This is a genomic window from Halpernia sp. GG3 (assembly GCF_052976925.2).
Map to the genome: position 1 here is coordinate 67,762 of NZ_JBRIIR020000009.1, position 24,048 is coordinate 91,809.

Here is a 24,048-nt window from a genome sequence, read left to right on the forward strand (position 1 = left end):
AAAACCAATTACTTGATTTTCTTTTTTTTGTGACCTCGACTGAACTACAATTAGTAAAAAACTACTTATTGGTTTAATTACTTCTATTTAGATAAATATCTGTTATTGCAATGATTAAAGCGTATTTCCTACATAAATTTTATTGTTTTAGTTTGTATTCATTTGAAATAAATTTCATTTAATCGTACAATTACCGTACAAATATATTAAATTTGTTGAAATAAAGATTTTGAAATGGCAACTATTAACTTTTTGTACCGATCCACCAAGCCAAAAGCGTATTTAATTTTGCGTTTATTATATCGTTTTAGTGAAACTGATTTTGTTTTTGGTGCAAATACAAAGGTGGAAGTTTCAAAAGATTACTGGAGCAAACAACACAAAAAGAAGTCTAAAGATATTGAAATTACAAATAAACAAACAGAAGTAAACAACGAACTCAATAAGATTGAAAACCACGTTTTAAATGCTTTTAATAGTATTAATTCTGATGAAGTAAATAAAGAATGGTTACAACTTCAAATTGATAATTATTATAATCCACCAAAAGAAGCAGACGAAATACCAACGGAACTTTTGAAATATTTTGATTATTTTATTGATGCCAAAAAAAATGAAATTACAATAGGTACTCAAAAAAAGTATAATGTAACAAAACATTTACTGGAGCGTTACCAACTCACTTTAAAAACAAAAATTAAAATTGCAGATATAAACGATAAATTTAAAATTGATTTTGAAAATTATTGTTTAAAAAATAATTACGCTTTAAATACTATTTCCAAAGATTTAAGAACTATTAAAACCGTTTGCAACCACGCAAAATATAACGGCATTATTACAAGCCACCAATTAGATAAAATTAAAACACCTCATCATAAAACCGAAAAAATCTATTTAACATTTGGCGATCTTAAAAAAATTGAAAATATCGACAAAAGACGGTTAAATGATAACGAAGACCACGCAAAAGACTGGTTAATTATTAGTTGCTACACAGCACAGCGGATTTCCGATTTTATGCGTTTTGATAAATCTATGATTAGATATGAGAAAAATAAACAAAGCGTTTTAAAGCCGTTTATAGAATTTACACAGGTTAAAACTGGTAAATTAATGACTGTTGCGCTACACCCAAAAGTAATTGAAATATTAGAAAAAAGAAACGGAGATTTTCCAAAAGTAATTTCAGACCCGAAATATAATTTATTTATAAAAGATGTTTGCCGTATTGCAGAAATTAACGAACTGGTTAAAGGGAGCAAATTAACTGATCTTAATAAAGATGACAAAAAAAAATCTAAAGATGAGGTTAAACAATACCGCAAAGAAGAAGGAATGTTTAAAAAATGGGAACTAATAACGAGCCATATCGGGCGCAGAAGTTTTGCCACTAATTTTTACGGAACTATACCAACAACTTATTTACTAAATGTTACCGGACATTCAAGTGAACTTATTTTCCGAAGTTATTTAGGCAAAAGCAATAAGGATTTGGCAATGGAATTAACTAATTATTTTTAAATAGCAGATTAATTAATATATTTGATAAAAATTAAACATTATGAAAAAACTATTTTACTTATTGATTTTTATTTTTGGATTATCATTTGCGCAAACCAAAGTAGAAATTACAAAAGATGGTTTGACAAATGCAATACAAGTGATAAATTTAGACGGTTTATCTGCGAAAGAAATTTATTCACGGGTTAATAAGTATATCCAAAAGAATTATACCAATCCCGATAAAGTGTCAAAAGGAAATATTGAAAATGAATTTATTAGTTTTAATGGAATTTCTAAAAATTCTATACTTTGGAAAGTTGCTTTAACAAAATATTATTTTGATTTAGAATATTATTTTGATATAGATATAAAAGATAATAAAATTAGACTTTCTATTACAAAATTAAATGAACGTAGGGATAGTATGGGATTTACTGGAGATGGTATAAATCTATTAATGAGCAATCCAATGAATTATTTTAAAAAAGATGGATCAGTTAGGTCAATGTATTCAGATTTAATTCAAAGCGAACAGGACGCTACAAATAAGGTTTTAATGGATTTTGTTTCTTCTATCAAAGAACAAAAAAACGATAATTGGTAAAAACTACTATTATGAAAAAAGTATTATTACTTCCGATAATTGCGATTTTATTTTCGTGTACGAATAAGAGAATTGATTTTGTAAAAAATGATTTGAAGTCTAAAGATTTACAAATGTCCGACAAAGATATTTCTAACTTTAAGTTTGATGAAACAGAATTATCTGGTAAAGATGCTTACGAACTAACATACAAAAGAATGTCTAAAGATTTTGAGTTATATTTACCCACGTTAGATACTTTGGTAGCAAGTAAAAATCTTATTAAATATAAAGATAAATCTTTTCACAAAATAAATGCTTATAGAATTGTCGATAAAGACACTCTGAATCACAGCATTTATTACCTTAATGACAGAGACAAAATTTATTCAAATTTTTACATTAAATAAAATTCTTATTTAGAATCATTCTAAATTACACCTTGCATTTTGCGAGGTTTTTTTTACATTATTATTTTTTATTTTAGTAAATTAATTTTTTTTTTAACGTGCATTTTGTACATTTCATACATTAATTTTAAATTAGAAAAATGGAAAAGAAAATAATTTGTACTTCTTGCAGTAGTGTTTTGGGGATTTTTGAAAACGGTAAATGTACTTTCAAAAATATGAAAGCATTGTCACAGATTGAAATAAATATTAAAACTGGTGAATTTAATTTAAAATGTCATTCTTGTCACAACTGGAATAGTATAGACAAGGAAGGAAATATTATTTTAAATGATAAGAAAAAAAGTGAAGAGGTGCTTTTTTCTTCTTATCAAAATCCAAGAAAATAAAATTTGTTTTAAAAGTACATTTTGTAAATTAAAAGGTAAAGATGAATAGATTATTTAGCACAAACGGAGAAGACAAAGAAGTTATAAAAAATGTCTTAAACCATTACGAACACGAAAATATTATAGATTTAAATTTTGATGTTTTCCTACAATCTAATTTAGATTACGAAAATGAATTTATAAAAATTGAAAATCAAATAAATAAAATTTCAGTTATTAATCAAATAGAATATTTTGAATTTATTAAAGAAGTCGCTTCGTATGTTACAGGAACAAAAATTGATAAAAAAACCTCAAATTTTAAAGTAAATTCAAACGAGTATAGAGAAAATAAAAGAATTGAAATTGATTTTTTTGAGAGCCAACACGAACGAATTGACTGGGTTGAAATACGGTTTTATTGTAGTGAAATAATTGAATTTTTGGAATTAAAGAAAATAGAATTGTTTGCACCTCAACAAACAAAAAACATTAAACCTGATGAGATTTATAAAACACAATATTTATTTAAAGTAGGTTTGTTTTTTGCGAAGGGAACAATGAATAAATATTTTGAACTTACTAAAAATAATGATACTGTAATGAAAAGCGGATGTACTCCACCAAAAATAGCAAAAGAATTAGGAGACTGTAGTTATAATAAATATATTTTAGCTTCAATAAATAATTATAAAGATAAAGAAAACGCAAACAAAAATATATTTAATTCACCTGATATGATGAGTAAAATAATTTCACATTGTGAAGCTGAAAAGATACCAGTAGATGATTATTTTAAAAGCCGTTTACCTACTGAATAAAACGATTACAAAAAACGGTACTGGAATGGTACGAGTACCACAAACAGTACCAAACCGATAGGCGCAATTTCGCTAAATAATAATTTAAAATATTTAGCAAAATGCAAAATTCAATCTTACTTCAAAATGTAAGTCCCGAAGCATTAACAGAGTTAATCAAACAGGGCGTTAAAAGTCAATTAGAAGACTTTAAAAAAAGTTTCAACACTCAAGATCCCGATGAGTTATTAACCCGAGAACAAACCTGTAAATTGCTACAAATAGATAGTAGCACTTTATGGCATTGGACTAATAAGGGAAAAGTTTCAGCGTTTGGCATTGGTAACCGCAGATACTACAAAAAAGCACAAATTTTAGAAAGTTTAATTCCATTAAAAAAATAAGGCTATGAGTACCAACAACACCCACAGCCAAAATTTTAATGATTTAAGACTGGCTAAAGATACATTTTTTCAAAACCAAAAGAAAACCATATTTAACTATTTACATTTAAACACCGCCACCGCTTCAATGGTTAGTATTGCCACTGGAATACCGCAAAAATCTATTTGCCGGTACAAAAGAGATTTGGAAAAACGAGGTTTAATCTATGAAATTGAAAAAAAGCATTGTAAAGAAACTGGTTTTACAGCGTGGTATCTTACAACAAATAAAGAGTTATTTCCTAAAGTAAAACCTATTAAAAAGTTTTAGAGTATGGAAATTAATAAAGAAAATCTTAAAAATCTAATCACAAATGATATATCAAAACTTACAAATAGTATTGAATTACACAATAATTCAACTGATGACATTTTACAGGAACTATCAAAAAGTATCGGGCAAATAGATTTTATGCTTTTGGCATTTCCTGAAAGTGAAACCGTAAAAAAGCAATTTGAAATATTAGATAAAAAATTAAATAGCGGTGCAGAATTAACCGAAATTGAAGAAAAAAATTATAATATTTTAGCAAAGAAAATTCTAAAATATAAATTAAGTAAAAACCATTATTTAATTCTTTGCGTGGAGCAACTAATCAAAATTGCAAAAAATAATAATTGGGGATTATGTAAAAAAAACGGATACATTTATGTGTATAATGGTTGCTATTGGTGGGAAATAGACAAAGAATGTTTTCAGTCTTTTTTGGGCAACGTGGCTTTAAAAATGGGCGTAGAAAAGTTTAAAGGCAAAATTCATACTTTCAAAGATGAGTTATTTAAACAATTTCTATCTGATGCTTATTTGCCAACGCCAAAGATCAAAAAAAATAATGTATTAATAAATTTACAAAATGGAACGTTTGAAATAACACCTAAAAAAAGAGGTTTAAGACCATTTGAAAGCAAGGATTTTATTACGCACCAATTACCATTTGAGTACGAACCCGAAGCAACCGCACCATTATTTCAAAAGTATTTAAATGAGGTTTTGCCTGATAAGGATAAGCAACAAATCTTTGCAGAATATTGTGGCTATATTTTCATAAAACCGAGCGTTTTGAAACTTGAAAAAATGCTGATTTTGTATGGAACTGGAGCGAATGGCAAAAGTGTTTTTTTTGAAATACTCAACGCACTTTTGGGAACTGAAAATATTAGTAATTACTCATTACAAAGTTTAACAAATGATAACGGATATTTTAGGGCGAAGATCGGTAACAAACTGGTAAACTATGCGAGTGAAATAAACGGCAAACTTGAAACGGATATTTTTAAGCAAATGGCATCGGGCGAACCAATAGAAGCGCGTTTGCCTTATTCTGAACCGTTTATATTAAATGATTACGCAAAGTTAATTTTCAACTGTAATGAATTACCCAAAGACGTGGAACATACAAACGCCTATTTCAGACGGTTTTTAATTATTGGTTTTGATGTTACTATTGCAGAAGACAAACAAGATAAACAGTTACCGCAAAAAATTATTAATAACGAATTATCGGGCGTGTTTAACTGGATTTTGCAAGGACTTGACAGAGTAATGGAGCAGAAGAATTTTAGTAAATGCGAAGCCGTAGAAAACGCCCGAAGCAATTACGAAAAGCAAAGCGATAGCGTAAAAATGTTTATAGATGAGTTTGAATATAAAACGGCAACTGATTACACCGCAATTAGTACGCTATACGCACAGTATAAATATTTTTGTATTGAAGATGGTTTTAGACCGGTAAATAAATCAAACTTTATGAAGCGATTAAACCACTTTAAAATCCTGGTTAATCGTTTAAGTATTGGTAACGTGGCATACATTACAACTGATAAAAATAATAATTATTAGTTATGGAAGCGTTTAGATACATATTAGATAAAAGTAGTAAGAAATATGTTTGCCCTAATTGTAATAAAAAGAGTTTTGTTTTTTATGTAGATATTGAAACAGGCAACTTTTTAACTTCTGATTTTGGACGGTGCGACCGCTCAACAAATTGCAATTATCACAAAGCACCACCAAAGGGCAAACGAACCTTTAAAATAGAGTTTTTGGCTTTAAATAGTATAACAGAAAAAGCGTATAAATTAATAGATTTAAACGGCATTATTTCAATTATACCAAAGTCGCAAATACTGGAGCAAACAAAAGATAATTGCTGGATTACAGAATGGTTTTTAAAAACTTTAACTATTAATTATTTGAGTAATGAAAGTAAATATTTCAATCCTGATAAGATGGTTTTTATAAATGAAATTAGAAGCGCACCGCCACCGCCAAAAGTTGCACCGAGTTTTCACAGTTTAGATTTATTTGATAAAATGTATCACAAGAATTTACAAACTGATAATTTAACAGAATTTCTAAAAAGTAAATTTTCTAAAGATGAGGTTTTGAAAGCAAAGCAAAATTATTTTATTACAAGTACAAACCATTTTTGGAATGATGCAACCGTCTTTTGGCAAATAGACAATAAGGATAAGATTAGAAGCGCAAAAATAATGCTATACGATAAGTATAAAGGCAAAAGAATAAAAGAGCCTTACAATCATATCAATTGGTTACATAAAGCCACTAAAAAGCCTGATTTCAATCTTTGTCAATGCTTATTTGGTTTGCACCGTATAAATGAAGACTATCAAAAGACAATTGCAATTTGCGAAAGTGAAAAAACCGCAATAGTAATGAGTATTTTTTTACCCGAGTTTATTTGGTTGGCTACTGGAAGCAAAGGAAATTTTAAATCTGAATTATTAGAACCGCTAAAAAAACGTGATGTTATTGCGTACCCTGATAAAGGCGAATATAACGACTGGTTACGAAGATCCAACGATTTAAACGCAAAAGGTTTTAAAATAGCAGTGAGTAATTTAATAGAACTTACAGAATTTGAAAGCGGTTTTGATTTGGCAGATTATTATTTTGAAATGCACGAAATGTAAGAAATGCGCCCATAACAAAACATTATTTTTTAATAAATTATCTAAAGTAGGTAAAAATAGAAACAACAAATATTACTAAAATGGCAACAGGAATAAAAACAGGCGGTCGAGTGAAGGGAACACCAAATAAAACCACCGCAGAAACAAAAGAAATACTTCAAACAATTGTAATGAAGGAAATTGATAATTTAGGAGAGATGCTGGAGAAATTAGAGCCTTTGGATCGGGTTAATGCAATTGCAAAACTTTTGCCTTATATTTTACCAAAGCAAAGCGAAATAAAAACAGAGATTACAACAGATTTAAACGAAAAAAAAATAGATATTTCAACACTTTCAACCAAAACATTACAGGAACTTGCAAAAGCATCTTCTTAAAAATATTGGTTTAAGTACACTTAATAAAATTTGAAATTATTAAAAATGTAGTTCGCAATACAATAATCGTACAAATAGTAAAATAAAAAATCCCTAAATGGCTGATTAACAGAGTATTTAGGGATTTATTTTGTGACCTCGACTGGATTCAAACCAGTAACCTCCTGAGCCGTAATCAGGTGCGCTATTCAGTTGCGCCACGAAGCCTCTTTTTTGGTTTGCAAATATAAGACTTTTTTATTTCCTTTGGGAAATGAAAAACTACTTTTTTACAATAATTTCATTTTTATTTATTTTTTCCTGCAATCAAGATAAAGAAATCACTTCAAATGATTGGATCGTAATTTCTCAAAATCTTAAATATCAAAAAAATAAAGATTTTTTTAATTTACAATCAGGAAAATTCATTTATAAATTGAAAAATTCAGAATTACCTTTTAAAAAAGTAATTCTTTTAAATTCCAGTCTTTTAGGATATATGGAAGCCATTAATTCTGAAAATAAAATTATCGGCGTGTCCAGTCCGGAATATATTTACAGTGAAAAGGTTAAAAATTTAATAAAATCTGAAAAAATAAAAGATGTAGGAAGCGAGCGAAAATATGATATTGAAAAAATTATTGTTTTAAAACCGGATGTTATTTTTACTAATTATGTTCCGAGTTTTGAGAACACGTACAGTTTACTAAGAAAAAAGGGAATTAAAATTATATTTTTGGATGAATATTTAGAACAGGATCCTTTAGAAAAATCAGCTTATGTAAAAGTTTTTGGGGAACTTTTAGGCAAATTTTCAGAAAGTAAAAAAGTCTTTTCTAAAGTAAAAGAGAATTATGATAATTTAGAAAAAGCAGCATTATACGCAACTACAAAACCAAAAGTTTTGGTCAATGAAATGTACGGAAATGAATGGTTTTTAGCAGGTGGAAAATCTAATTTAGCACAATTTATAAAGGATGCTAATGCCACATATATTTTAGCAGATAATCAGGAAACAAGAGGTGTTCCGCTTGGTTTTGAAGAAGTTTTTGTAAGAGCAAAAGATGCTAAATATTGGGTGAACGTGAGTAATCATTTAGATAAAAAAGAATTGCTTCAAATTAATGCCTCTTATGCAAAAATGAATGTTTTTACTACTGGCAATCTGTACTCATTAACAGGAAAAATTAAAGGAAAGTCTAATGATTATTTTGAAAGTGGTTTAGTGAGAGCAGATTTAGTTTTAAAAGATTATATAAAAATTTTTCATCCAGAATTGTTACAAGATTATAATTTAATTTACATGAAAAAACTAAAGTAATCGTAAAATTTAATGTTTTCTGAAAATTGAGCAGTTTTAAATTTCCTATTTTTGCAATTCAATTTTATTTATGTGGAATTTTATAAAACGAATCATTTACCTTTTAATTCTCGCTAATATTCTCTTTATTGTTTGGGGAAAATTTTTTAATCCGCCCATTACTATCACACAACTTGGTGGTTTAATTGAATATAAAAAATTAGATCGTAATTATATTTCTTTTGAGGAGATGGGCACCAACGTAAAAAAAGCCGTGATAGCCTCAGAAGATCAAAAGTTTTTCATACATAATGGCTTTGATTATAATGCTATTGAAAAGGCTTTAAAGCATAATGAAAAGGGTACAACTGTGCGTGGTGGTAGTACAATTTCTCAACAAACTGCAAAAAATATTTTTCTTTGGCAGGGTAGAAGTTACATTCGTAAAGGTTTTGAAGCCTTTTTCACTTTTGAGATAGAATTAATTTGGGGTAAAGATGTAATTCTAGAACGTTATTTAAACTCAATAGAAATGGGACGCGGCGTGTTTGGTGTAGAAGCTGCTTCCCAATATTATTTTAAAAAATCAGCAAAGAATTTAACTAAAAGCGAAGCGGCTTGGATTGCAACTATTCTTCCAAATCCACAAGAATATGATCCAAATAACCCATCCAGCTATCTTTCTAGAAAACACAACTGGATCATGCGGCAGATGAATAATGTGAATTTACAATAATTACGTTTTGGCCAAATTTATAACTTACGGCATCAAATTGTTTGCGAAAAAGTAGTACTATAAAAGCAATAAATCGTTAATTTTTTCCTCGCCTTCTAAAGTTTGAAATTTCTTAAGTAAAAAACTTTTACGTAATTTGAGATCATTTTTTAAAAGCGGTGATTTTATTCTAATTACAAGAATTGCTTCCTTTAAATTGACACTTTCAATCTCGGAAAACATCGCCGAGTCTAAAAAATCTTCTAAAAAATCTTTTATTCTTATTGCGATTAATTTGTCTTCAAAACCATGAATTTTAGCAAAAGATTTTACCAACTCGGAACTTTGATATTCACGTTTTTTCTTCATTATAATTCAAAAATTTTACTTTCTTCATTAATTTTTTTTACCACAAATTCAGTCCGTTCTCTACTTGTATCTGTGATAAAAATTTGTCCAAAATGCTCTTGGTTTACCAGATTTATCAGTTGTGAAACCCGTAAGTCATCGAGTTTATCAAAAATATCATCTAGCAATAAAACGGGGGTTTTGCCAGTTAAATTTTTAATTCGATTCATTTGAGACAATTTTAAGGCAATTAAAAATGATTTCTGTTGTCCTTGAGAACCAATTTTTTTGATTAAAGAATCGTCCATTTGAAAGACCAGATCATCCTTGTGAATTCCTTTTGAAGTATAAGTAAGAATTCTGTCTTTTTCTAAATTTTGTACTAATAAATTTTTAAAGCTATGTTGCTCTAGATCAGATTGATAAATAATTTTAATAGCTTCTTTTCCGCCACTAATAATTTTATAATACTCTTGAACGAAAGGCGATAGATCGTTCAAAAATTCTTTTCTTTTATTGAAAATTTCAGTCCCAAATTTACTTAACGGTTCATTATAAATCTCTAAACTGTCAATATCAAAATATCTATTTTTTGAAAAATCTTTGAGCAAAGCATTTCTTTGTTGCAAAGTTTTTTGATATTGAATTAAATTGAACAAATAACCGTAATCGGTTTGTGAGATCATCGCGTCCAAAAATTTCCTTCGACTTTCACCAGAATCTGAAATCAAATTTGAATCGTATGGCGAGATCATCACAATCGGTAAATAACCAACATGTTCGGATAATCGTTCGTAGCTTTTATCATTTTTCTTAAATAATTTTTTTCCTTCTTTTGGTAAAATTATTTTAAGAATATCTGTTTTTTCTAAGCCAATTATTTCAGCTTCTAAAGTAAAGAAATCTTGATCTTTTCTAATGGAATTGTAGTCTGAATTTCCAAGAAAACTTTTACCAACTGAAAGATAATGCAACGCATCTAAAATATTAGTTTTTCCTGCACCATTATTACCTACAAAACAATTGATCTGCGGTGAAAATTCAAAAGATTTTAATGAATGATTTTTGAAGTTTATAAGCGATAGTTTTTGAATTATCATTTACCAAAAATACTTTAAAATTAAGAGAAATAAAAGAGGTAATGAACTGCAACTTTCTACCCAAAAAGAAAAATATGATTCTTTACGGCTGTTTTCAGAAAAATAAATTAAAATATAGGTCAAGATTGAAGTTAAAAACATCGATAGACTGAAAATTGAATTTAAGTAGTAAATTGAGATCAATAAACTGCTGAAAACCAATAAATAAGCTAGATATTTTGTGTTTTGAATACCAATTAATTGTGGAAACGTAACCACATCATCACTTTTCATATCTCTGATATCAAAAGGTAAAACTAAGGCAGTGATAAATAACCAACTAAGAAAAAATATGGGCCAATGCATTACTGGTTGAATCAACCAGCCACAAACTAAAGCCCAAATAAGACCAACATAAAAAACTTTAAAAAGTGGAATTTTTCTGATAAAGTATTTTAAAAAAAAACTATCATATAAAAGACCTAAAAACACGATGATTCCCCAACGAATTAATCGCTCGAAATTGTTATTGTGTAAAATTAAAAAGACAGAAATCAAACCGCAAATGCAATTAAAAGTGAGCACTTTAAAAAGCAGCTCTTTATTTCCCTGGTATTTTGTGTAAATGTAGCCGCTAAAATAGGTGATGAAAATTAGCAAAACCATTGGAAAGCGGAATATATTCTCATGAAGCATAAAAAAAATCGCAAAAGAAGTTCCCATCAACGAGACATACAGTTGGCTGTCGATTACATATTTTTTGCTTAAATTTAAAAAATTCATTTGTCAAAAATAATCTTTATGAAATCACTTACCAAAGTTTTCACACTTTTACTTTTATCAGTTACATTTTCTCTTTTTTTCGCTCAGGAAAAATATGATTTGCAATGGAAAAAAGTGCAGGAAAATTATCAAAAAGGACTTTACAAATCTAATTTGCCACTTATTTTAGACATTCAAAAACAATCTTTGAAAGATAATAAAGCGTTACAATTAATTCGTTCTTTGAAAGCAGAATTCAGTATTTTAAATCAAACGCATGATGATACTAAAAATAATGAAGTGAGTTTATTTTTTAAAAAATTACAAGAGGTAAAACCGAAGTTGAAAGGCGATGACCAAATTGTATTTCAAGTTTTATTAGGCGAATTTTTTCAGGATTATTTTAACCAAAATCAGTGGAAGATCAATCAAAGAATGAATGTTGATAACCAGGATTTCGCGCAAATTGAAACTTGGTCAAAACTGGATTTTAAAAATTACTTAACCAAACATTACGAAGATTTAGAAAAAAGCCAGACTTCATTGGATAAAATAAAAATGAAGTCTTACGAAAGTATTTTCACGGAAACAAAGGATTTAGCGTTTTTTCCAACTTTAGCAGATTGGAATTCTTCCAATAAAATTGAGTTTTTACAGAACAGTTCATTCTTTACCAAAAATGAATTGGAAGCCAATAATGTTGAAATTTTGAAAATCTACGATGCTTTAATTTCGAAAAATTACGATAACGTTAAACTTTATTTTCAACATCAAAAACTAAAATATTCCTGTGGTTTTTCTAATTGTAAAAACAAATTAGAACAATTGGAAGCGCTTTATAATTCTACTCAAAACGGTGATTATAAAGTTTTAATTGCCCAAGAAATTATTGAAAATTATGAAGCAAAAGAAGATTTCAAAACCGCTTTAAGTTGGATCGATAAAGTTGAAAACCAGTTCCCGAAATCTAAATATTTAAATAATATTAAAAGCCTGAAAGATCGAATTATTCAGCCTTCATTGACTTTTAAATATGAAAAACATACCGAAGCAAACAAGCCAATTCAAGTCGTTGCGACGGCAAAAAACGTTAATGAGTTTTCACTGAATATTTATGAAGTAAAGTCTGATTTTTATAATTATTTGAAATACGAGCAAAGAAATTACGACAAATCTTTATTTGCTTTGGTTAAAAAATCGCTGATAAAAAAAGAAAAATTTACGTTACCAAAATCCGAAGATTATAAAAGCCACACGACTTCCTTAGAGATAAAACCTTTACCTGCGGGAATTTATATGTTAGAATATGTCGTAAATGGTGAAATTGCGGAACAATTTTCTTTCATCGCAACCAGTTCCAGAATTTTATATCAAAATAAAAATGAAGAACTTTTTCCTGCAAATGTTTTAAAATTGGTCAACCGGGAAAATGGAAAAGCGGTTGAAAACCACCCTTTGGAAATTTACGAAATTGAAGATAACGAGAAAATTGTAAAATCAGAAGTAAACACTAATAATTCAGGTGATTTTAAACTTTTATATTCTAAAAATAACCAATATTACAGAACTTATTTGGTGCGCGATGCGAAAACCAATGACTTCAATTTAATGCAGGTTTACGGAAATAATAGTAATCAGGAAAAATCCGCAGATCCGGAATTTAAAACACAGATTTTCCTTGACCGCGCTATTTACAGACCCGGACAAATTGTTTATTTTAAAGTCATCAATACAAAATTGCTAAATGATAAAGAAACGGTGGCGCCCAATTTAAAGCAAACCATCACTTTGAAAGATTCGAACGGCGACGAAGTTTCTAAACAAGATTTTACAACAAGCGACTTTGGTTCTTATAACGGCAGTTTTACTTTGCCGAACGGAAAATTGAATGGTGAATTTTCTTTAAATGTTGAAGGCGAAGACGAAGATGCAAATAAACTTTTCCAGGTTGAAGAATATAAACGTCCAAAATTTGAAGTGACTTTTGAACCGATAAAAGGCGAATATAAATACGGTGAAACCGTAGAATTAAAAGGAAAAGCAAGCATGTTTTCTGGTGTCGCTTTGAGCAATGCAGCGGTAAATTATGTGATAAAAAAACAAAATATCAGGTGGCGTTACTTTTCCTGGTATCCGCGTGGGAATTCTAATGAAAATTCAATTTTAGGTGAAGTGAAAACCAATGAAAAAGGGGAATTCACTATCAAATTAGACCTTAAAAAAGATGAAAAAATTGAAGGAATTCAAATCGATAATTATGAAGTGAATGCTTCTGTGACGGATATTAATGGCGAAACACAATCTGCGATAGAAAATATTAAAGTGTCTTCCGTTTCGCATTATATTCAAGCAAATAATGTATTTGATAGTTTTTCTGATGAGGAAATGAAAATTGATGTTTTTACAAAAAATTATAACGAACAAATTCTAAATAAATCTTATCACATAAAATTGGAAAAATTGGAAGAACCACAGCGGGTTTTTAGAGATAATTTTGCAAATGAAATTCAGGATTTACCACAATTATCGAAAGAGGAATTTATTCAAAAATTTCCTCACGATAGATTTGATAAAAATGAAAGTAAAGAAAAATGGAATGTTGAGAAAGTTGTTATAGATAAACTTGAAGAGGAAAATGAAAAAAATGAAAAGTCAAATACAAAACTTAATTTAGGAAAACTTGACGCTGGAATCTATAAGATTATGTTTTATAATATTGAAGGAAAGGATACTATAAAAGCACAAGGATACTTCAGTGTTTGGGATAAAAATTCAGTTGGAAAACAAAAACCTTTCTTAAATGTGGTTCAGCCGAAAACAGAATTTCAGCGAAATGAAAAAGCGAAAATATTTGTTTATTCCGCAATTCCAGATGCTTTGGTTAATGTTTTTGTGCAAAATGGAAAAGGCGACACTTTTACGGAACAGAAGAAATTTAAAAACGGCGTTTTAGAATATGAAGTAGCTTTCCCGAAAGATGAAAGCATTGATCAAATAAATGTTCAGTTTCAGTTGGTGGCTTTTAATGATGTGCAAACGGAATCTGTAAATTTAAAAATTGCGTCCGATAAAAAACCTTTGCGCATCGAAACCGTGACGTTTCGGGATAAATTAGAACCCGGTAAAAAAGAAAAATGGACAGTAAAAGTTCTGGGTGATGATAAAGAAAAGATCAACGCAGAAGTTTTGACAAATATGTACGATATGTCTTTGGATAAATTTGCCATTAATTCTTACAATTGGCAAAGTCTGGAAAATCATTATTTCAAAGTAAATGATTACGGAATTAATGAAGGTTTAAGCCAGGAAAATTACAGCAAAAGAATTCCATATTTGCAAAATTATCATATCTCGAAACCTGGATTTAATTGGTTTGATAATCAAATTTACGGTGTTGTTTTAAATCAACTTTCAGGTAAACTTTCAGGATTAGAAGTTAGAAAGCAATCTTCGCCACAATCTTTAATAATTAGACAAAATGCTTTGATTCAATCTGATACGGTTAAAAGTCAAAATATTGAAGAAGCAGTTATAACTCGAATTGGAGTGAAAAAAATAAATCTTGAAAATATTCTAGTCCGTCAAAATTTAAATGAAACCGCTTTTTTCTATCCTAATTTAATGACCGATAAAGATGGAAATGTGTCTTTTGAATTTACTTCGCCGGAAGCATTAACACAATGGAAAGTGATGTTTCTCGCGCACACAAAAGATGCGCGAGCCGCGACTTTAGAAAAATCTGTGGTAACGCAAAAGGAATTTTCTGTAACGCCAAATTATCCGCGCTTTTTACGTGAAGGTGATGAACTGAATTTGCAGTCTAAACTCTCAAGTTTGGTCGATAAACCTCTAAGCGGAACGGCGCAATTGCAAATTTTAGATGCTTTTACAAATGAAGATATTTCTTCAAAATTTAATTTGAATGAAACTCAAAAATCATTTGATTTAAAAGAAAATGGAAATTCTGTGGTAAATTGGATTATAAAAGTGCCGAATAATGTCTCGTCAATTATCATAAAAGTAGTTGCGAAAGCCGGTGATTTTTCTGATGGCGAACAACAGGCAATTGCGGTCTTACCAAATAGAATATTGTTAACAGACGCTGTTCCAATTTTTGTGAAAGAAGGTCAAACGAAAACTTTTAGCATCGAAAATTTAACTAAAAATAATTCTTCTACGGTTCAGAATTTTTCTAATACTTTGGAATTGACAACCAATCCGATCTGGGAAATTATGTTTGCTTTGCCAAGTTTAAAAAATAACCAAAATAATTCTGCCGATGTCGTTTTCAATAAATGGTTTGCCGATGTTTTGGCATCAGAAATTTTTAAAGCCAATCCGAAACTAAAAACTGTTTTTGAGGAATATCAATCTAAAGGATTGCTGAAAAGTAATTTAGAAAAAAATCAGGAATTAAAACAATTGCTTTTAGAGGAAACGCCGTGGGTTTTGGACAGTAAAAATGAGGAAGAGCAAATGCAGAAATTGGCGGCATTATTTGACGTGAATACGATGAAAAATTCCATTAATGATGATTGGTCAGAATTGCAAAAACTGCAAAATCTGGATGGTGGTTTTTCTTGGTATTCCGGTTATCCAAGTTCTTATTCCACATCACTTTACATTCTAAAAAGTTTAGGCAGAATTAATGTTTGGTTGAAAGGAAATGTAAAAGATTATCAGTCTTCCGAACAAAAAGATATGGTTTCAAAACTGGTTAATTACGTTGATTCTGAAGTTAATAAATACGGTGAAATCGATAAAAATGTAGTTAATAATTACGTCTTGGATTATCTTGATACCCGAAATTACTGGGAAAAAGATTATCCTTTAAAACAAAAAGGAAACGCTTTAAAAACTGCGGTAATTTTAAAAGCAAAAACTGAAAAAATTAGTGATTTTACTTTCTTCGGATTGCATAGATTGGCAATTTTATTTGATGATTATGGCTTAAATGATATTTCAAAAAAGTTCCTGACTTATTTAAAAGAAACTTCTACAGAGAGTGAAACACAGGGAATTTACTGGAAACAAAATTTAAATGATTGGGGTTGGTTTTCGTCTAAAGTGGTGAACCAAGCAGGCGCTTTGGAAGCGTTTAACAAACTTACGCCAAATGATGAAAAAATGATTGAGGAGATGAAGATCTGGCTGATTACGCAGAAAGAAGTTAATTCTTGGGGAAGTTCGCGCGGCACAGCAGAAGTTATTTTCACCATTTTAAATTCCGGTAAATCCTGGACTTCAGCCGAAAGTGATAAAGCAACAATCATCTGGGGCGGAATAGAACTGAGAAATCCAGATGTGAAAGTGACAGGTTATGTGAAATCAACAGTAAAATCTGATGTTTTAGATAAAAAATTAGGAACTGTGACGATTACGAAACCTGGCGCCGGAATTGTCCAGGGCGGTTTATTTTGGCAGTATTATGAAGTTTTAGATAAAATAAAATCGTCTGAATCTTACATTTCAATTACCAAAGAACTGTACAAAAAAGTAAAAACGATGAATGGCGAAGAATTACAGAAAATTACAGAAAATTCGCCATTAAAAATTGGTGATAAAGTGACGGTTCGGATGATCTTGAATACTGACAGAAGCATGGAATTTATTCATTTAAAAGATATGCGTGCAGCAGGATTTGAACCTTTAGATGTGATTTCCGGGTATGAATATAAAAATAATCTGGGTTATTATCAATCAACGAAAGATGCGTCAACCAACTTTTATATTCAATACATGCCGAAAGGAAAATATGTGTTTGAGTACGATTACATTTGCAACGCTGCCGGAAAATTCTCAAATGGAATTACCACTTTACAAAATTATTACGCGCCGCAAATGAACGCGCATACGCAAGGAACGAAAGTCGAGATTACTGAAAAATAATAATTGATGAAAAAAATATTTTTAACAATTTTGATAATAATTTCGCCAACAGTTTTTGCACAAACACAAACTGAGATGAATCTAGATGCAGCGAAAAAGTTTGATAAAGTAGATAAAGAATTAAATACAGTTTATAAAAAGATTCTAAAAAAATATAGTTCAGATACTTTGTTTATTGGAAAACTTAAGATTTCTCAAAATTATTGGATAAAATTTCGTGATGCAGAAGTAGAAGCAAGATTTCCCGCAGAAAACAAACAGGTTGAGTATGGAACAATATATACAATATGTATTAATGCATTTGCAGGAGAAAAAACAAAAGAAAGAATTAAAGAATTAAAAGTTTGGCTTGCTGGAAATAAAGAAGGGGAAATGTGCAATGGTTCTATCAAATAATATCGTAAAAACTTATTATATTTGATAAAACAAAAATCAATGCAAAATATTTTCAACGCAAAAGACGCGCAAAATTATATTGACAGAATTCAAAAACTTTCTTCAGAAACCCAAAGAAAGTGGGGAACTATGACAGTGGATAAAATGCTCGCGCACTGTAATATTTCGTATGAATTAGTTTATGAACCACAGAAGCATAAAAAAACAAGTGGAATTGCAAAGTTTATCTTGAAACAATTTGTGAAATCTAAAGTTACAAATGAGAAGCCGTACAGACAAAATCTTCCTACAAGTCCGGCTTTTAAAATTGCTGAGGAAAAAGATTTCGAGAATGAAAAATCACGATTAATTGGCTTTATACAGAAAACCCAACAACTTGGTTTAGAAGCGTTTGATGGTAAAGAAAGTTCTTCATTTGGAAAATTAAAATCATCCGAATGGAACAATATGTTTGCGAAACATCTCAATCATCATTTGGAGCAATTTGGAGTGTAAAAATCACCTTTAAAAAATAAAATTATTTCTATGGTAAATCCTTATTTAATGTTCGATGGCAATTGAAAAAAATATTTGTTTTTACAAAAATACCTTTCAAAATATTGTGCAACTGTTAATTTAATAATGAAATACAATCGCAATTGTGGCTAAAATCAAAGTTTTTTTTTTCAAAAGAAATGTAATTTCTAGAGTAAACTTAAATATTACAATTTTCTAAAATCACCGCGTAACCTTGTCCAACGCCAACGCACATCGTAGCTAATGCGTATTTTTTACCGGAATTTTTTAATTCTAAAGCTGCAGAATAAGTGATTCTCGTTCCGCTCATTCCAAGTGGATGTCCAAGAGCAATTGCACCGCCGTTGATATTCACCCGCGGGTCGTTACTTTCTAATTTTAATTCTTTTAAAACTGCAATACTTTGTGCTGCAAAGGCTTCATTTAATTCAATGACATCAATTTGGTCTAAAATTAAATTGGCTCTTTTTAGGGCTAATTTTGTGGCTTCAACTGGACCAATTCCCATAATTCTGGGTTCTACACCGACAACCGCCGAACTCAGAATTTTCGCCAAAGGTTTTAAATTATATTGTTTAACTGCTTCTTCAGAAGCAATAAAAACTGCCGCCGCGCCATCATTTAGTCCAGAAGCATTTCCTGCCGTTACGCTTCCATTTTCTTTTTTAAAAGCCGGACGAAGTTTTGCTAAAATTTCTAAAGAAGATTTTGGTTTTATGAATTCATCTTTATTAAAAATTAAATCGTCACCTTTTCTTTGTGCTATTTTTATATCAGAAATTTCTTCTTTTAATCTTCCGGAATTTTGCGCTTTCGTGGCTTTTTTTTGAGAATTTAAGGCAAATTCATCCTGTTCTTCTCGAGAAATATGAAACATTTCTGCTAAATTTTCCGCGGTATTTCCCATCGCTTCCACACCAAATAAATCTGCCATTTTCGGATTTGTAAACCGCCAGCCGAAACTGGAATCGTACATTTTTGCATCCGTACCAAAAGCGCTCGAACTTTTTGAAATTACGTAAGGCGCTCTAGACATTCCTTCTACGCCACCTGCGATAAATAAATCACCTTCATTAGATTTTATTGCTCTTGCGGCTTGAACAATTGCGCTCATTCCCGACGCACACAATCGATTTACCGTTTCGCCAGGAACTGAAAATGGAATTCCAGCCAAAAGTAACGCCATTCTTGCAACATTCCGATTATCTTCACCAGCTTGGTTTGCACAACCAATAATAACATCATCAATTTTATCTAAAGGAATTTCTGGATTTCTTTTAATTAAATTTTTTAAGATTTGTGCCAATAAATCATCAGTTCTCAAAACAGCAAGTTGCCCTTTAAAATTTCCAATTGCAGAGCGTGTTCCGTCTATTATAAATGCGTTTTTCATATTATTTTCTTACACCGCAATTTAAGAAAATTAAAAGAAATCAAATTTATCTTTTTCTATCCGAAAGAATTTTAAGCATTATCTTTTGCTTCAAAAAAGAATAACAAAATTTTGTAAATTTGGGATAATTATTAAATTAAAAAATGAAAAAATATTTTATTGGCGGTATGCTGTCACTTCTTTTGTTAACCGCTTGTAATAAAGATAAGGAAATTAAAAACTCTCTGAATAATTACAGCAATTCTATGGGGAGTAAAGCTTATCACTTTGGTGATAAAATAGATCTACCAAAAGATGTCACTGATAATTCTGAAAGTATTTCGATCAGTTTTGGTGATAAAGATTTAAATAAAATGGAAATTGATCCTGCGTATTTTACTTTAGGTGAAAACGATGTGACTTATAACATCAAGAAAAAAAATGGCGAAATTATTCAACAAGATGCAACGATAAATGTTTATGCAAAAAATCCCGAAAAAAAACTTTCTTATGAATTGATTAAGGATTATCCACACGATACCAAAAATTTCACAGAAGGTTTCTTTTTAGAGGGAAATACGGTTTATGAAAGTATTGGTTTAGAGGGTAAATCCAAATTGATGAAATACACTTTGGGGAGTACAACGCCTTCGTTAGTGATTAATCAACCGGCAAATATTTTTTCGGAAGGGATTGCTGCGGTAGGTGATAAACTTTACCAATTGACTTATCGCACAAAAATTGGATTTATTTATGATAAAAATACGTTCAAACTTTTAAGCCAATTTACGTCTAACAATATGATTGCGGAAGGTTGGGGAATGACGACTGATGGAAAAAATTTGATAACAACGGACGGTACAAAAAACATCTATTTTCTTGATCCTTCTGATCCTTCTAAAGTTGTACGTCGTATTTCCGTCGCGGGTAATACTGAGTCTTTTGACCAATTAAACGAAGTAGAATTTCACGATGGGTTCATTTATTCTAATGTTTGGCAAAAGCCGATTATTTTAAAAATTAATCCAGAAAATGGGGAAGTGGTTGGCGTTTTTGATTTAACCAAAATTGTCAATGAAAATCTGGTAAAAGACGATAATGATGCGGTTTTAAACGGCATTGCTTTTAAAGGTGATAATATGTTAGTGACAGGTAAAAACTGGAGCAAAATTTATGAACTTAAAATTAGTCAGTAAATTATAATTAAACTTAAATATTTGGGTACCTTTTTCTGTCTTCCGCTCTCAATCTTTTATTTTTTTATAAAAAAATAAAAAGATTTCCGCTCAGGTCGGGGTGCGTAAGATTCTAAGTTATTATATTAAAAAAAATAAAAAATTTTGACACTGCTGAAATTTATATTTATCATGCTTTTTTGTGCAGTTTCAGCGCAAAAACAAAATCCATTAGATTCCTTAAATTTAAAGGAAGCACAAGGATTTTTTGCAGATGATTATGGCAGTATTTATCTCTATAAAAATAAAGATTTTAGTTTTACGAAATACGATTCTACTGGTTTGCAACAAGGAAAAATAATGTTTACGGTTCCGTTTAAAGTGCAATCTGTAGAAAATCCACTCAATATCTTTGCTTTTTCTGAAAATGCTCAAGAAATGAGGCTTTACGATGTGAATTTGGTGGAAATTCAGAAAGTAAATTTACGTGAAGATTTTGGTTCTGTGGTGATGGCTTTTGGGGCAGATTTACAGTACTTTTGGATTCTAGAAGATAGTACAAAACGCCTTATAAAATACAGATTTCGAGATAAAAATATTCAAAACTCTTATTTAATGAATTTTAATTTTGAAGGAATTAAAGATTTAATTGTCTTTAAAAACAACGTTTATTTACTGAAGGAAAAGGAATTTTCTGTCTATGATTTTCAAAGCAATTTAATTTTTAAAACAGAAATAGAAAACGGAAAAAAACTTCGGCGTGAAAACGGAGAATTTTATATTATTGAAAACAATAAGATCTTATGTTGGAATTCTTCGGGCGTTTTTAAGAAAGTTTTTGAGAACCAAAAAGCCAAAATTGTGGATAAAAACTCAAGTAATTTCTTGGCAATCCTAAAAAACAAACTTTATATTTACAAGATTGAAAAATAGAAGAAATTTCGATTTTATTACTCTTAAATAATTACACATGCACATTGCGGTTACAGGAAATATTTGCGCGGGAAAAACAACCATCAAACAACAAATATATGGCGAAGCATTACAATCGGGAAGGCCCAGTTACGAAGATCTAGATCAAAATCCCTATTTAGAAGATTTTTACAAAGATATGTCGCAGTGGAGTTTTGCTTTGCAAATTTATTTCTTGGGAAGCAGATTTCGCCAGGTAAAGGAAATCCGCGAAAGTGGAAAAAGTGTGATTCAGGATAGAACTATTTATGAAGACGCTTATATTTTTGCCGAGAATTTAAGCGAAATGAATCTCTTGTCTGAAAGGGATTTTAATAATTATAATACCGTTTTCAACTTAATGAAAAGTTTTGTTTCGGCACCAGATTTGCTGATTTACTTGAAAGCTGAAATTCCTACTTTAGTTAAGCAAATTGCGAAAAGAGGTCGTGATTATGAAGCAGAAATGAGTATTGATTATCTACAGAAATTAAATAAAAAATACGATAAATGGATCAACGGTTACAGTGAAGGAAAATTATTGGTAATCGATGTTAATGATTTAGATTTCGTTTCAAATCCCGAGGATTTTGGTTTTGTTTTAGAGCGTATTGACGCGGAACTCAACGGTTTATTTTAAATATTATGATTAAGATCTTACATAACAATTCTTGTTCAAAATCAAAAACAATTTTGGAGTATCTGGATGAGAATAATGTAAAGTTTGAAATCATTGATTTTATAGCAAATCCACTTTCGAAATTGGAAATCAAGACAGTTTTAAAAAAACTAAATTGTACACCTACAGAAATATTTAGACGAAACGAAAAAGAGTTTAAAAGCTTAGATCTAAATTTAGAAGCGCTTTCCAATGATGAATTAATTGATATTTTATTTCTCCATCCCAATTTAATCCAAAGACCGATTTTAATTAAAGGAAAAATTGCGATGATCGGAAGACCTTTAGAAAATGTAAAATATTTTATAGAGCATTAAAAAAAATAAAGATACTTTAAACTGAAAATAAATTTAAAGTAGGTCTTCAAACGCTTGGCTAATAGTATTGTATTTAAAATTAAATCCAGTATTTTTTATTTTCTGATTGGTGGCTCTTGTTCCAGTTAATATAATTTCTGACATTTCCCCAAGAATCAATTTCATCAAAAAACCAGGAACATTTATCGGCAAAAATAATTTATTTTCTGCTTTTGAGAGGGCTTTCATAAATTCTTCATTGGTAGGAATCTCATCAGCAACTGCATTGTATTTACCATTAATTTCAGTTTTTTCAACTGCAACAATGTACATGTTTACTAAATCCTCCAGATGAATCCAGTTCAACCACTGTTTTCCCGAACCGATTGTAGACCCAATATTATAATCGACAATATTTTTTAGCATTGGGAAGCTTCCACCTTTTTCAGACAAAACCATTGCAGTTCTTAACCAAACTATTTTTTCCGAAATTGAGGAGAATTCATCTGCTGAATTTTCCCACGCAACAGATAATTCTGAAAGAAAATCTTGGTGCATTACCTGATTATTTTCCGTTAATATTCCGTCTGAAGTGTAAGTTCCATAGTAATTAATACCTGATGCAGCGATGTAAGATTTTAACTTTATCTCTAATTTTATACATGTTTTGAATAGAAGATGGGCCGTATCAATTCTACTGGAGTAAAGTTCCTTTTTATAATCTTCAGTCCATCTTTCACCGACACTTGCGCCAGCTAGATGAATAATTGAATCAATTCCATCAAAGGCTTTTTCATCAATGTCTCCTTTCTTTTGATTCCAAAGAAATTCATTTTCAGCCCCTGTTTTTTTGCGAACCAGGCTATTAACTTCGTGATTTCTTGCACGAAATTTTTTAACTAAATCTGTCCCAACTAAACCAGTTGCGCCGGTAATTAATATTTTCAATTTTAAATATTATAAGATTACGGTAATCAAAGTTTTTTTAAGGAAATAAGTTTAAAAATAACTGAGGCTAAATTATGAATAATAATCTTGTTAAATTTACTATTTGAATATTTTTAGTGTATCATAATTAATTTTTGAACACAAAGAACGCTAATGTTTTCTAGCTTTTTGTTGAGTTCAAATGCGCAAAGGCGTTTCATCCCGCAAAGTTTCACGACAAAT

At 29.9% G+C, this 24,048-nt stretch carries 24 protein-coding genes and 1 tRNA gene; 19 read left to right on the forward strand and 6 right to left on the reverse strand.

Features of this window, described 5'->3' with window-relative positions; translation table 11 throughout:
• The first annotated feature begins 234 nt into the window (after positions 1-234).
• From ACVBED_RS03715 to ACVBED_RS03760, 10 genes are all read left to right on the forward strand, one after another.
• Complete coding sequence (locus tag ACVBED_RS03715; protein WP_473094523.1) at positions 235-1,524, forward strand: phage integrase SAM-like domain-containing protein; 1,290 nt, start codon at positions 235-237, stop codon at positions 1,522-1,524.
• Positions 1,525-1,564: 40 nt separating this feature from the next.
• Complete coding sequence (locus tag ACVBED_RS03720) at positions 1,565-2,110, forward strand: DUF4468 domain-containing protein (RefSeq protein WP_473094524.1); 546 nt, start codon at positions 1,565-1,567, stop codon at positions 2,108-2,110.
• A gap of 11 nt (positions 2,111-2,121) precedes the next feature.
• Entirely contained in the window at positions 2,122-2,499 is a 378-nt protein-coding gene (locus ACVBED_RS03725; protein WP_447119574.1) for a hypothetical protein, read from the forward strand.
• 140 nt (positions 2,500-2,639) lie between these two features.
• Positions 2,640-2,888 carry a hypothetical protein gene (locus ACVBED_RS03730; protein ID WP_447119576.1) on the forward strand — a complete coding sequence of 83 codons (249 nt, stop codon included), beginning with the start codon at positions 2,640-2,642 and terminating at the stop codon, positions 2,886-2,888.
• 41 nt (positions 2,889-2,929) lie between these two features.
• A complete protein-coding gene (locus tag ACVBED_RS03735; protein WP_473094525.1) occupies positions 2,930-3,688 on the forward strand; it encodes a hypothetical protein in 759 nt (252 codons plus the stop codon).
• A 101-nt stretch (positions 3,689-3,789) separates the two neighbouring features.
• Positions 3,790-4,071, forward strand: a complete 282-nt coding sequence (locus ACVBED_RS03740; protein WP_447119581.1) for a helix-turn-helix domain-containing protein — start codon at positions 3,790-3,792, stop codon at positions 4,069-4,071.
• A 4-nt stretch (positions 4,072-4,075) separates the two neighbouring features.
• Positions 4,076-4,381 carry a hypothetical protein gene (locus ACVBED_RS03745; RefSeq protein WP_447119583.1) on the forward strand — a complete coding sequence of 102 codons (306 nt, stop codon included), beginning with the start codon at positions 4,076-4,078 and terminating at the stop codon, positions 4,379-4,381.
• 3 nt (positions 4,382-4,384) lie between these two features.
• A complete protein-coding gene (locus ACVBED_RS03750) occupies positions 4,385-5,950 on the forward strand; it encodes a DNA primase family protein (RefSeq protein WP_447119585.1) in 1,566 nt (521 codons plus the stop codon).
• Positions 5,951-5,952: 2 nt separating this feature from the next.
• Positions 5,953-7,044: a DUF6371 domain-containing protein gene (locus ACVBED_RS03755; RefSeq protein WP_447119587.1), complete on the forward strand. Its 1,092-nt coding sequence runs from the start codon at positions 5,953-5,955 to the stop codon at positions 7,042-7,044.
• 80 nt (positions 7,045-7,124) lie between these two features.
• Complete coding sequence (locus ACVBED_RS03760; RefSeq protein ID WP_447119588.1) at positions 7,125-7,421, forward strand: hypothetical protein; 297 nt, start codon at positions 7,125-7,127, stop codon at positions 7,419-7,421.
• 133 nt (positions 7,422-7,554) lie between these two features.
• Here ACVBED_RS03760 and ACVBED_RS03765 read toward each other — a convergent pair.
• Positions 7,555-7,628: transfer RNA gene (locus ACVBED_RS03765), tRNA-Arg, on the reverse strand.
• 46 nt (positions 7,629-7,674) lie between these two features.
• Between ACVBED_RS03765 and ACVBED_RS03770 the strand changes: the two genes are divergently transcribed.
• On the forward strand, positions 7,675-8,721 hold the full coding sequence (locus ACVBED_RS03770) for an ABC transporter substrate-binding protein (RefSeq protein ID WP_447119590.1): 1,047 nt from the start codon (positions 7,675-7,677) through the stop codon (positions 8,719-8,721).
• A gap of 70 nt (positions 8,722-8,791) precedes the next feature.
• Complete coding sequence (gene mtgA, locus ACVBED_RS03775) at positions 8,792-9,436, forward strand: monofunctional biosynthetic peptidoglycan transglycosylase (RefSeq protein ID WP_447119592.1); 645 nt, start codon at positions 8,792-8,794, stop codon at positions 9,434-9,436.
• A 57-nt stretch (positions 9,437-9,493) separates the two neighbouring features.
• On the opposite strand, the gene ACVBED_RS03780 is transcribed toward mtgA, so the two are convergent.
• Genes ACVBED_RS03780 through ACVBED_RS03790 form a run of 3 tightly spaced genes read right to left on the reverse strand, consistent with a single transcriptional unit; the run spans position 9,494 to position 11,625 of the window.
• The gene (locus ACVBED_RS03780; RefSeq protein WP_447119594.1) at positions 9,494-9,784 is read right to left on the reverse strand and encodes a hypothetical protein; all 291 of its coding nucleotides are present in this window, start codon (positions 9,782-9,784) and stop codon (positions 9,494-9,496) included.
• On the reverse strand, positions 9,784-10,863 hold the full coding sequence (gene recF / locus ACVBED_RS03785; RefSeq protein ID WP_447119596.1) for a DNA replication/repair protein RecF: 1,080 nt from the start codon (positions 10,861-10,863) through the stop codon (positions 9,784-9,786). The genes ACVBED_RS03780 and recF overlap by 1 nt, the downstream gene beginning before the upstream one ends.
• Positions 10,864-11,625, reverse strand: a complete 762-nt coding sequence (locus ACVBED_RS03790) for a UbiA prenyltransferase family protein (protein WP_447119598.1) — start codon at positions 11,623-11,625, stop codon at positions 10,864-10,866.
• A gap of 18 nt (positions 11,626-11,643) precedes the next feature.
• On the opposite strand from ACVBED_RS03790, the gene ACVBED_RS03795 reads away from it, so the two are divergent.
• From ACVBED_RS03795 to ACVBED_RS03805, 3 genes are read left to right on the forward strand one after another with little or no spacing between them, the layout of a single operon-like run.
• Positions 11,644-17,493 (forward strand): alpha-2-macroglobulin family protein, encoded by a 5,850-nt coding sequence (locus tag ACVBED_RS03795; protein ID WP_473094526.1) that lies wholly within the window; start codon positions 11,644-11,646, stop codon positions 17,491-17,493.
• Between the two features lie 6 nt (positions 17,494-17,499).
• Positions 17,500-17,889 (forward strand): lysozyme inhibitor LprI family protein, encoded by a 390-nt coding sequence (locus ACVBED_RS03800; protein ID WP_473094527.1) that lies wholly within the window; start codon positions 17,500-17,502, stop codon positions 17,887-17,889.
• A gap of 39 nt (positions 17,890-17,928) precedes the next feature.
• Complete coding sequence (locus tag ACVBED_RS03805; protein WP_473094528.1) at positions 17,929-18,384, forward strand: DUF1569 domain-containing protein; 456 nt, start codon at positions 17,929-17,931, stop codon at positions 18,382-18,384.
• Positions 18,385-18,583: 199 nt separating this feature from the next.
• On the opposite strand, the gene ACVBED_RS03810 is transcribed toward ACVBED_RS03805, so the two are convergent.
• Entirely contained in the window at positions 18,584-19,798 is a 1,215-nt protein-coding gene (locus ACVBED_RS03810; protein WP_447119603.1) for an acetyl-CoA C-acyltransferase, read from the reverse strand.
• A gap of 143 nt (positions 19,799-19,941) precedes the next feature.
• Between ACVBED_RS03810 and ACVBED_RS03815 the strand changes: the two genes are divergently transcribed.
• The 4 genes from ACVBED_RS03815 (at position 19,942) to ACVBED_RS03830 (ending at position 22,899) form a co-directional block, all read left to right on the forward strand.
• Positions 19,942-20,973, forward strand: coding sequence for a glutaminyl-peptide cyclotransferase (locus ACVBED_RS03815; protein ID WP_447119605.1), 1,032 nt, complete (start codon positions 19,942-19,944; stop codon positions 20,971-20,973).
• Positions 20,974-21,117: 144 nt separating this feature from the next.
• Complete coding sequence (locus ACVBED_RS03820) at positions 21,118-21,885, forward strand: hypothetical protein (protein WP_447119607.1); 768 nt, start codon at positions 21,118-21,120, stop codon at positions 21,883-21,885.
• Positions 21,886-21,922: 37 nt separating this feature from the next.
• On the forward strand, positions 21,923-22,543 hold the full coding sequence (locus tag ACVBED_RS03825) for a deoxynucleoside kinase (RefSeq protein ID WP_473094529.1): 621 nt from the start codon (positions 21,923-21,925) through the stop codon (positions 22,541-22,543).
• Between the two features lie 5 nt (positions 22,544-22,548).
• On the forward strand, positions 22,549-22,899 hold the full coding sequence (locus tag ACVBED_RS03830) for an arsenate reductase family protein (RefSeq protein ID WP_473094530.1): 351 nt from the start codon (positions 22,549-22,551) through the stop codon (positions 22,897-22,899).
• A gap of 33 nt (positions 22,900-22,932) precedes the next feature.
• Here the strand turns inward: ACVBED_RS03830 and ACVBED_RS03835 are convergent, their stop codons facing one another.
• Positions 22,933-23,826 (reverse strand): TIGR01777 family oxidoreductase, encoded by an 894-nt coding sequence (locus ACVBED_RS03835; protein WP_447119610.1) that lies wholly within the window; start codon positions 23,824-23,826, stop codon positions 22,933-22,935.
• Positions 23,827-24,048: the final 222 nt, after the last annotated feature.

Excerpts from the sequence above, each read along its gene's own strand:
- ACVBED_RS03735 (WP_473094525.1), top strand. The coding sequence starts at position 2,930 with ATGAATAGATTATTTAGCACAAACGGAGAAGACAAAGAAGTTATAAAA.
- ACVBED_RS03830 (WP_473094530.1), top strand. The coding sequence starts at position 22,549 with ATGATTAAGATCTTACATAACAATTCTTGTTCAAAATCAAAAACAATT.
- ACVBED_RS03800 (WP_473094527.1), top strand. The coding sequence starts at position 17,500 with ATGAAAAAAATATTTTTAACAATTTTGATAATAATTTCGCCAACAGTT.
- ACVBED_RS03825 (WP_473094529.1), top strand. The coding sequence starts at position 21,923 with ATGCACATTGCGGTTACAGGAAATATTTGCGCGGGAAAAACAACCATC.
- ACVBED_RS03805 (WP_473094528.1), top strand. The coding sequence starts at position 17,929 with ATGCAAAATATTTTCAACGCAAAAGACGCGCAAAATTATATTGACAGA.
- ACVBED_RS03790 (WP_447119598.1), bottom strand. The coding sequence starts at position 11,625 with ATGAATTTTTTAAATTTAAGCAAAAAATATGTAATCGACAGCCAACTG.
- ACVBED_RS03815 (WP_447119605.1), top strand. The coding sequence starts at position 19,942 with ATGAAAAAATATTTTATTGGCGGTATGCTGTCACTTCTTTTGTTAACC.
- ACVBED_RS03750 (WP_447119585.1), top strand. The coding sequence starts at position 4,385 with ATGGAAATTAATAAAGAAAATCTTAAAAATCTAATCACAAATGATATA.
- recF (WP_447119596.1), bottom strand. The coding sequence starts at position 10,863 with ATGATAATTCAAAAACTATCGCTTATAAACTTCAAAAATCATTCATTA.
- ACVBED_RS03780 (WP_447119594.1), bottom strand. The coding sequence starts at position 9,784 with ATGAAGAAAAAACGTGAATATCAAAGTTCCGAGTTGGTAAAATCTTTT.
- ACVBED_RS03720 (WP_473094524.1), top strand. The coding sequence starts at position 1,565 with ATGAAAAAACTATTTTACTTATTGATTTTTATTTTTGGATTATCATTT.
- ACVBED_RS03725 (WP_447119574.1), top strand. The coding sequence starts at position 2,122 with ATGAAAAAAGTATTATTACTTCCGATAATTGCGATTTTATTTTCGTGT.
- mtgA (WP_447119592.1), top strand. The coding sequence starts at position 8,792 with ATGTGGAATTTTATAAAACGAATCATTTACCTTTTAATTCTCGCTAAT.
- ACVBED_RS03715 (WP_473094523.1), top strand. The coding sequence starts at position 235 with ATGGCAACTATTAACTTTTTGTACCGATCCACCAAGCCAAAAGCGTAT.
- ACVBED_RS03770 (WP_447119590.1), top strand. The coding sequence starts at position 7,675 with ATGAAAAACTACTTTTTTACAATAATTTCATTTTTATTTATTTTTTCC.
- ACVBED_RS03810 (WP_447119603.1), bottom strand. The coding sequence starts at position 19,798 with ATGAAAAACGCATTTATAATAGACGGAACACGCTCTGCAATTGGAAAT.
- ACVBED_RS03745 (WP_447119583.1), top strand. The coding sequence starts at position 4,076 with ATGAGTACCAACAACACCCACAGCCAAAATTTTAATGATTTAAGACTG.
- ACVBED_RS03795 (WP_473094526.1), top strand. The coding sequence starts at position 11,644 with ATGAAATCACTTACCAAAGTTTTCACACTTTTACTTTTATCAGTTACA.
- ACVBED_RS03730 (WP_447119576.1), top strand. The coding sequence starts at position 2,640 with ATGGAAAAGAAAATAATTTGTACTTCTTGCAGTAGTGTTTTGGGGATT.
- ACVBED_RS03755 (WP_447119587.1), top strand. The coding sequence starts at position 5,953 with ATGGAAGCGTTTAGATACATATTAGATAAAAGTAGTAAGAAATATGTT.
- ACVBED_RS03760 (WP_447119588.1), top strand. The coding sequence starts at position 7,125 with ATGGCAACAGGAATAAAAACAGGCGGTCGAGTGAAGGGAACACCAAAT.
- ACVBED_RS03740 (WP_447119581.1), top strand. The coding sequence starts at position 3,790 with ATGCAAAATTCAATCTTACTTCAAAATGTAAGTCCCGAAGCATTAACA.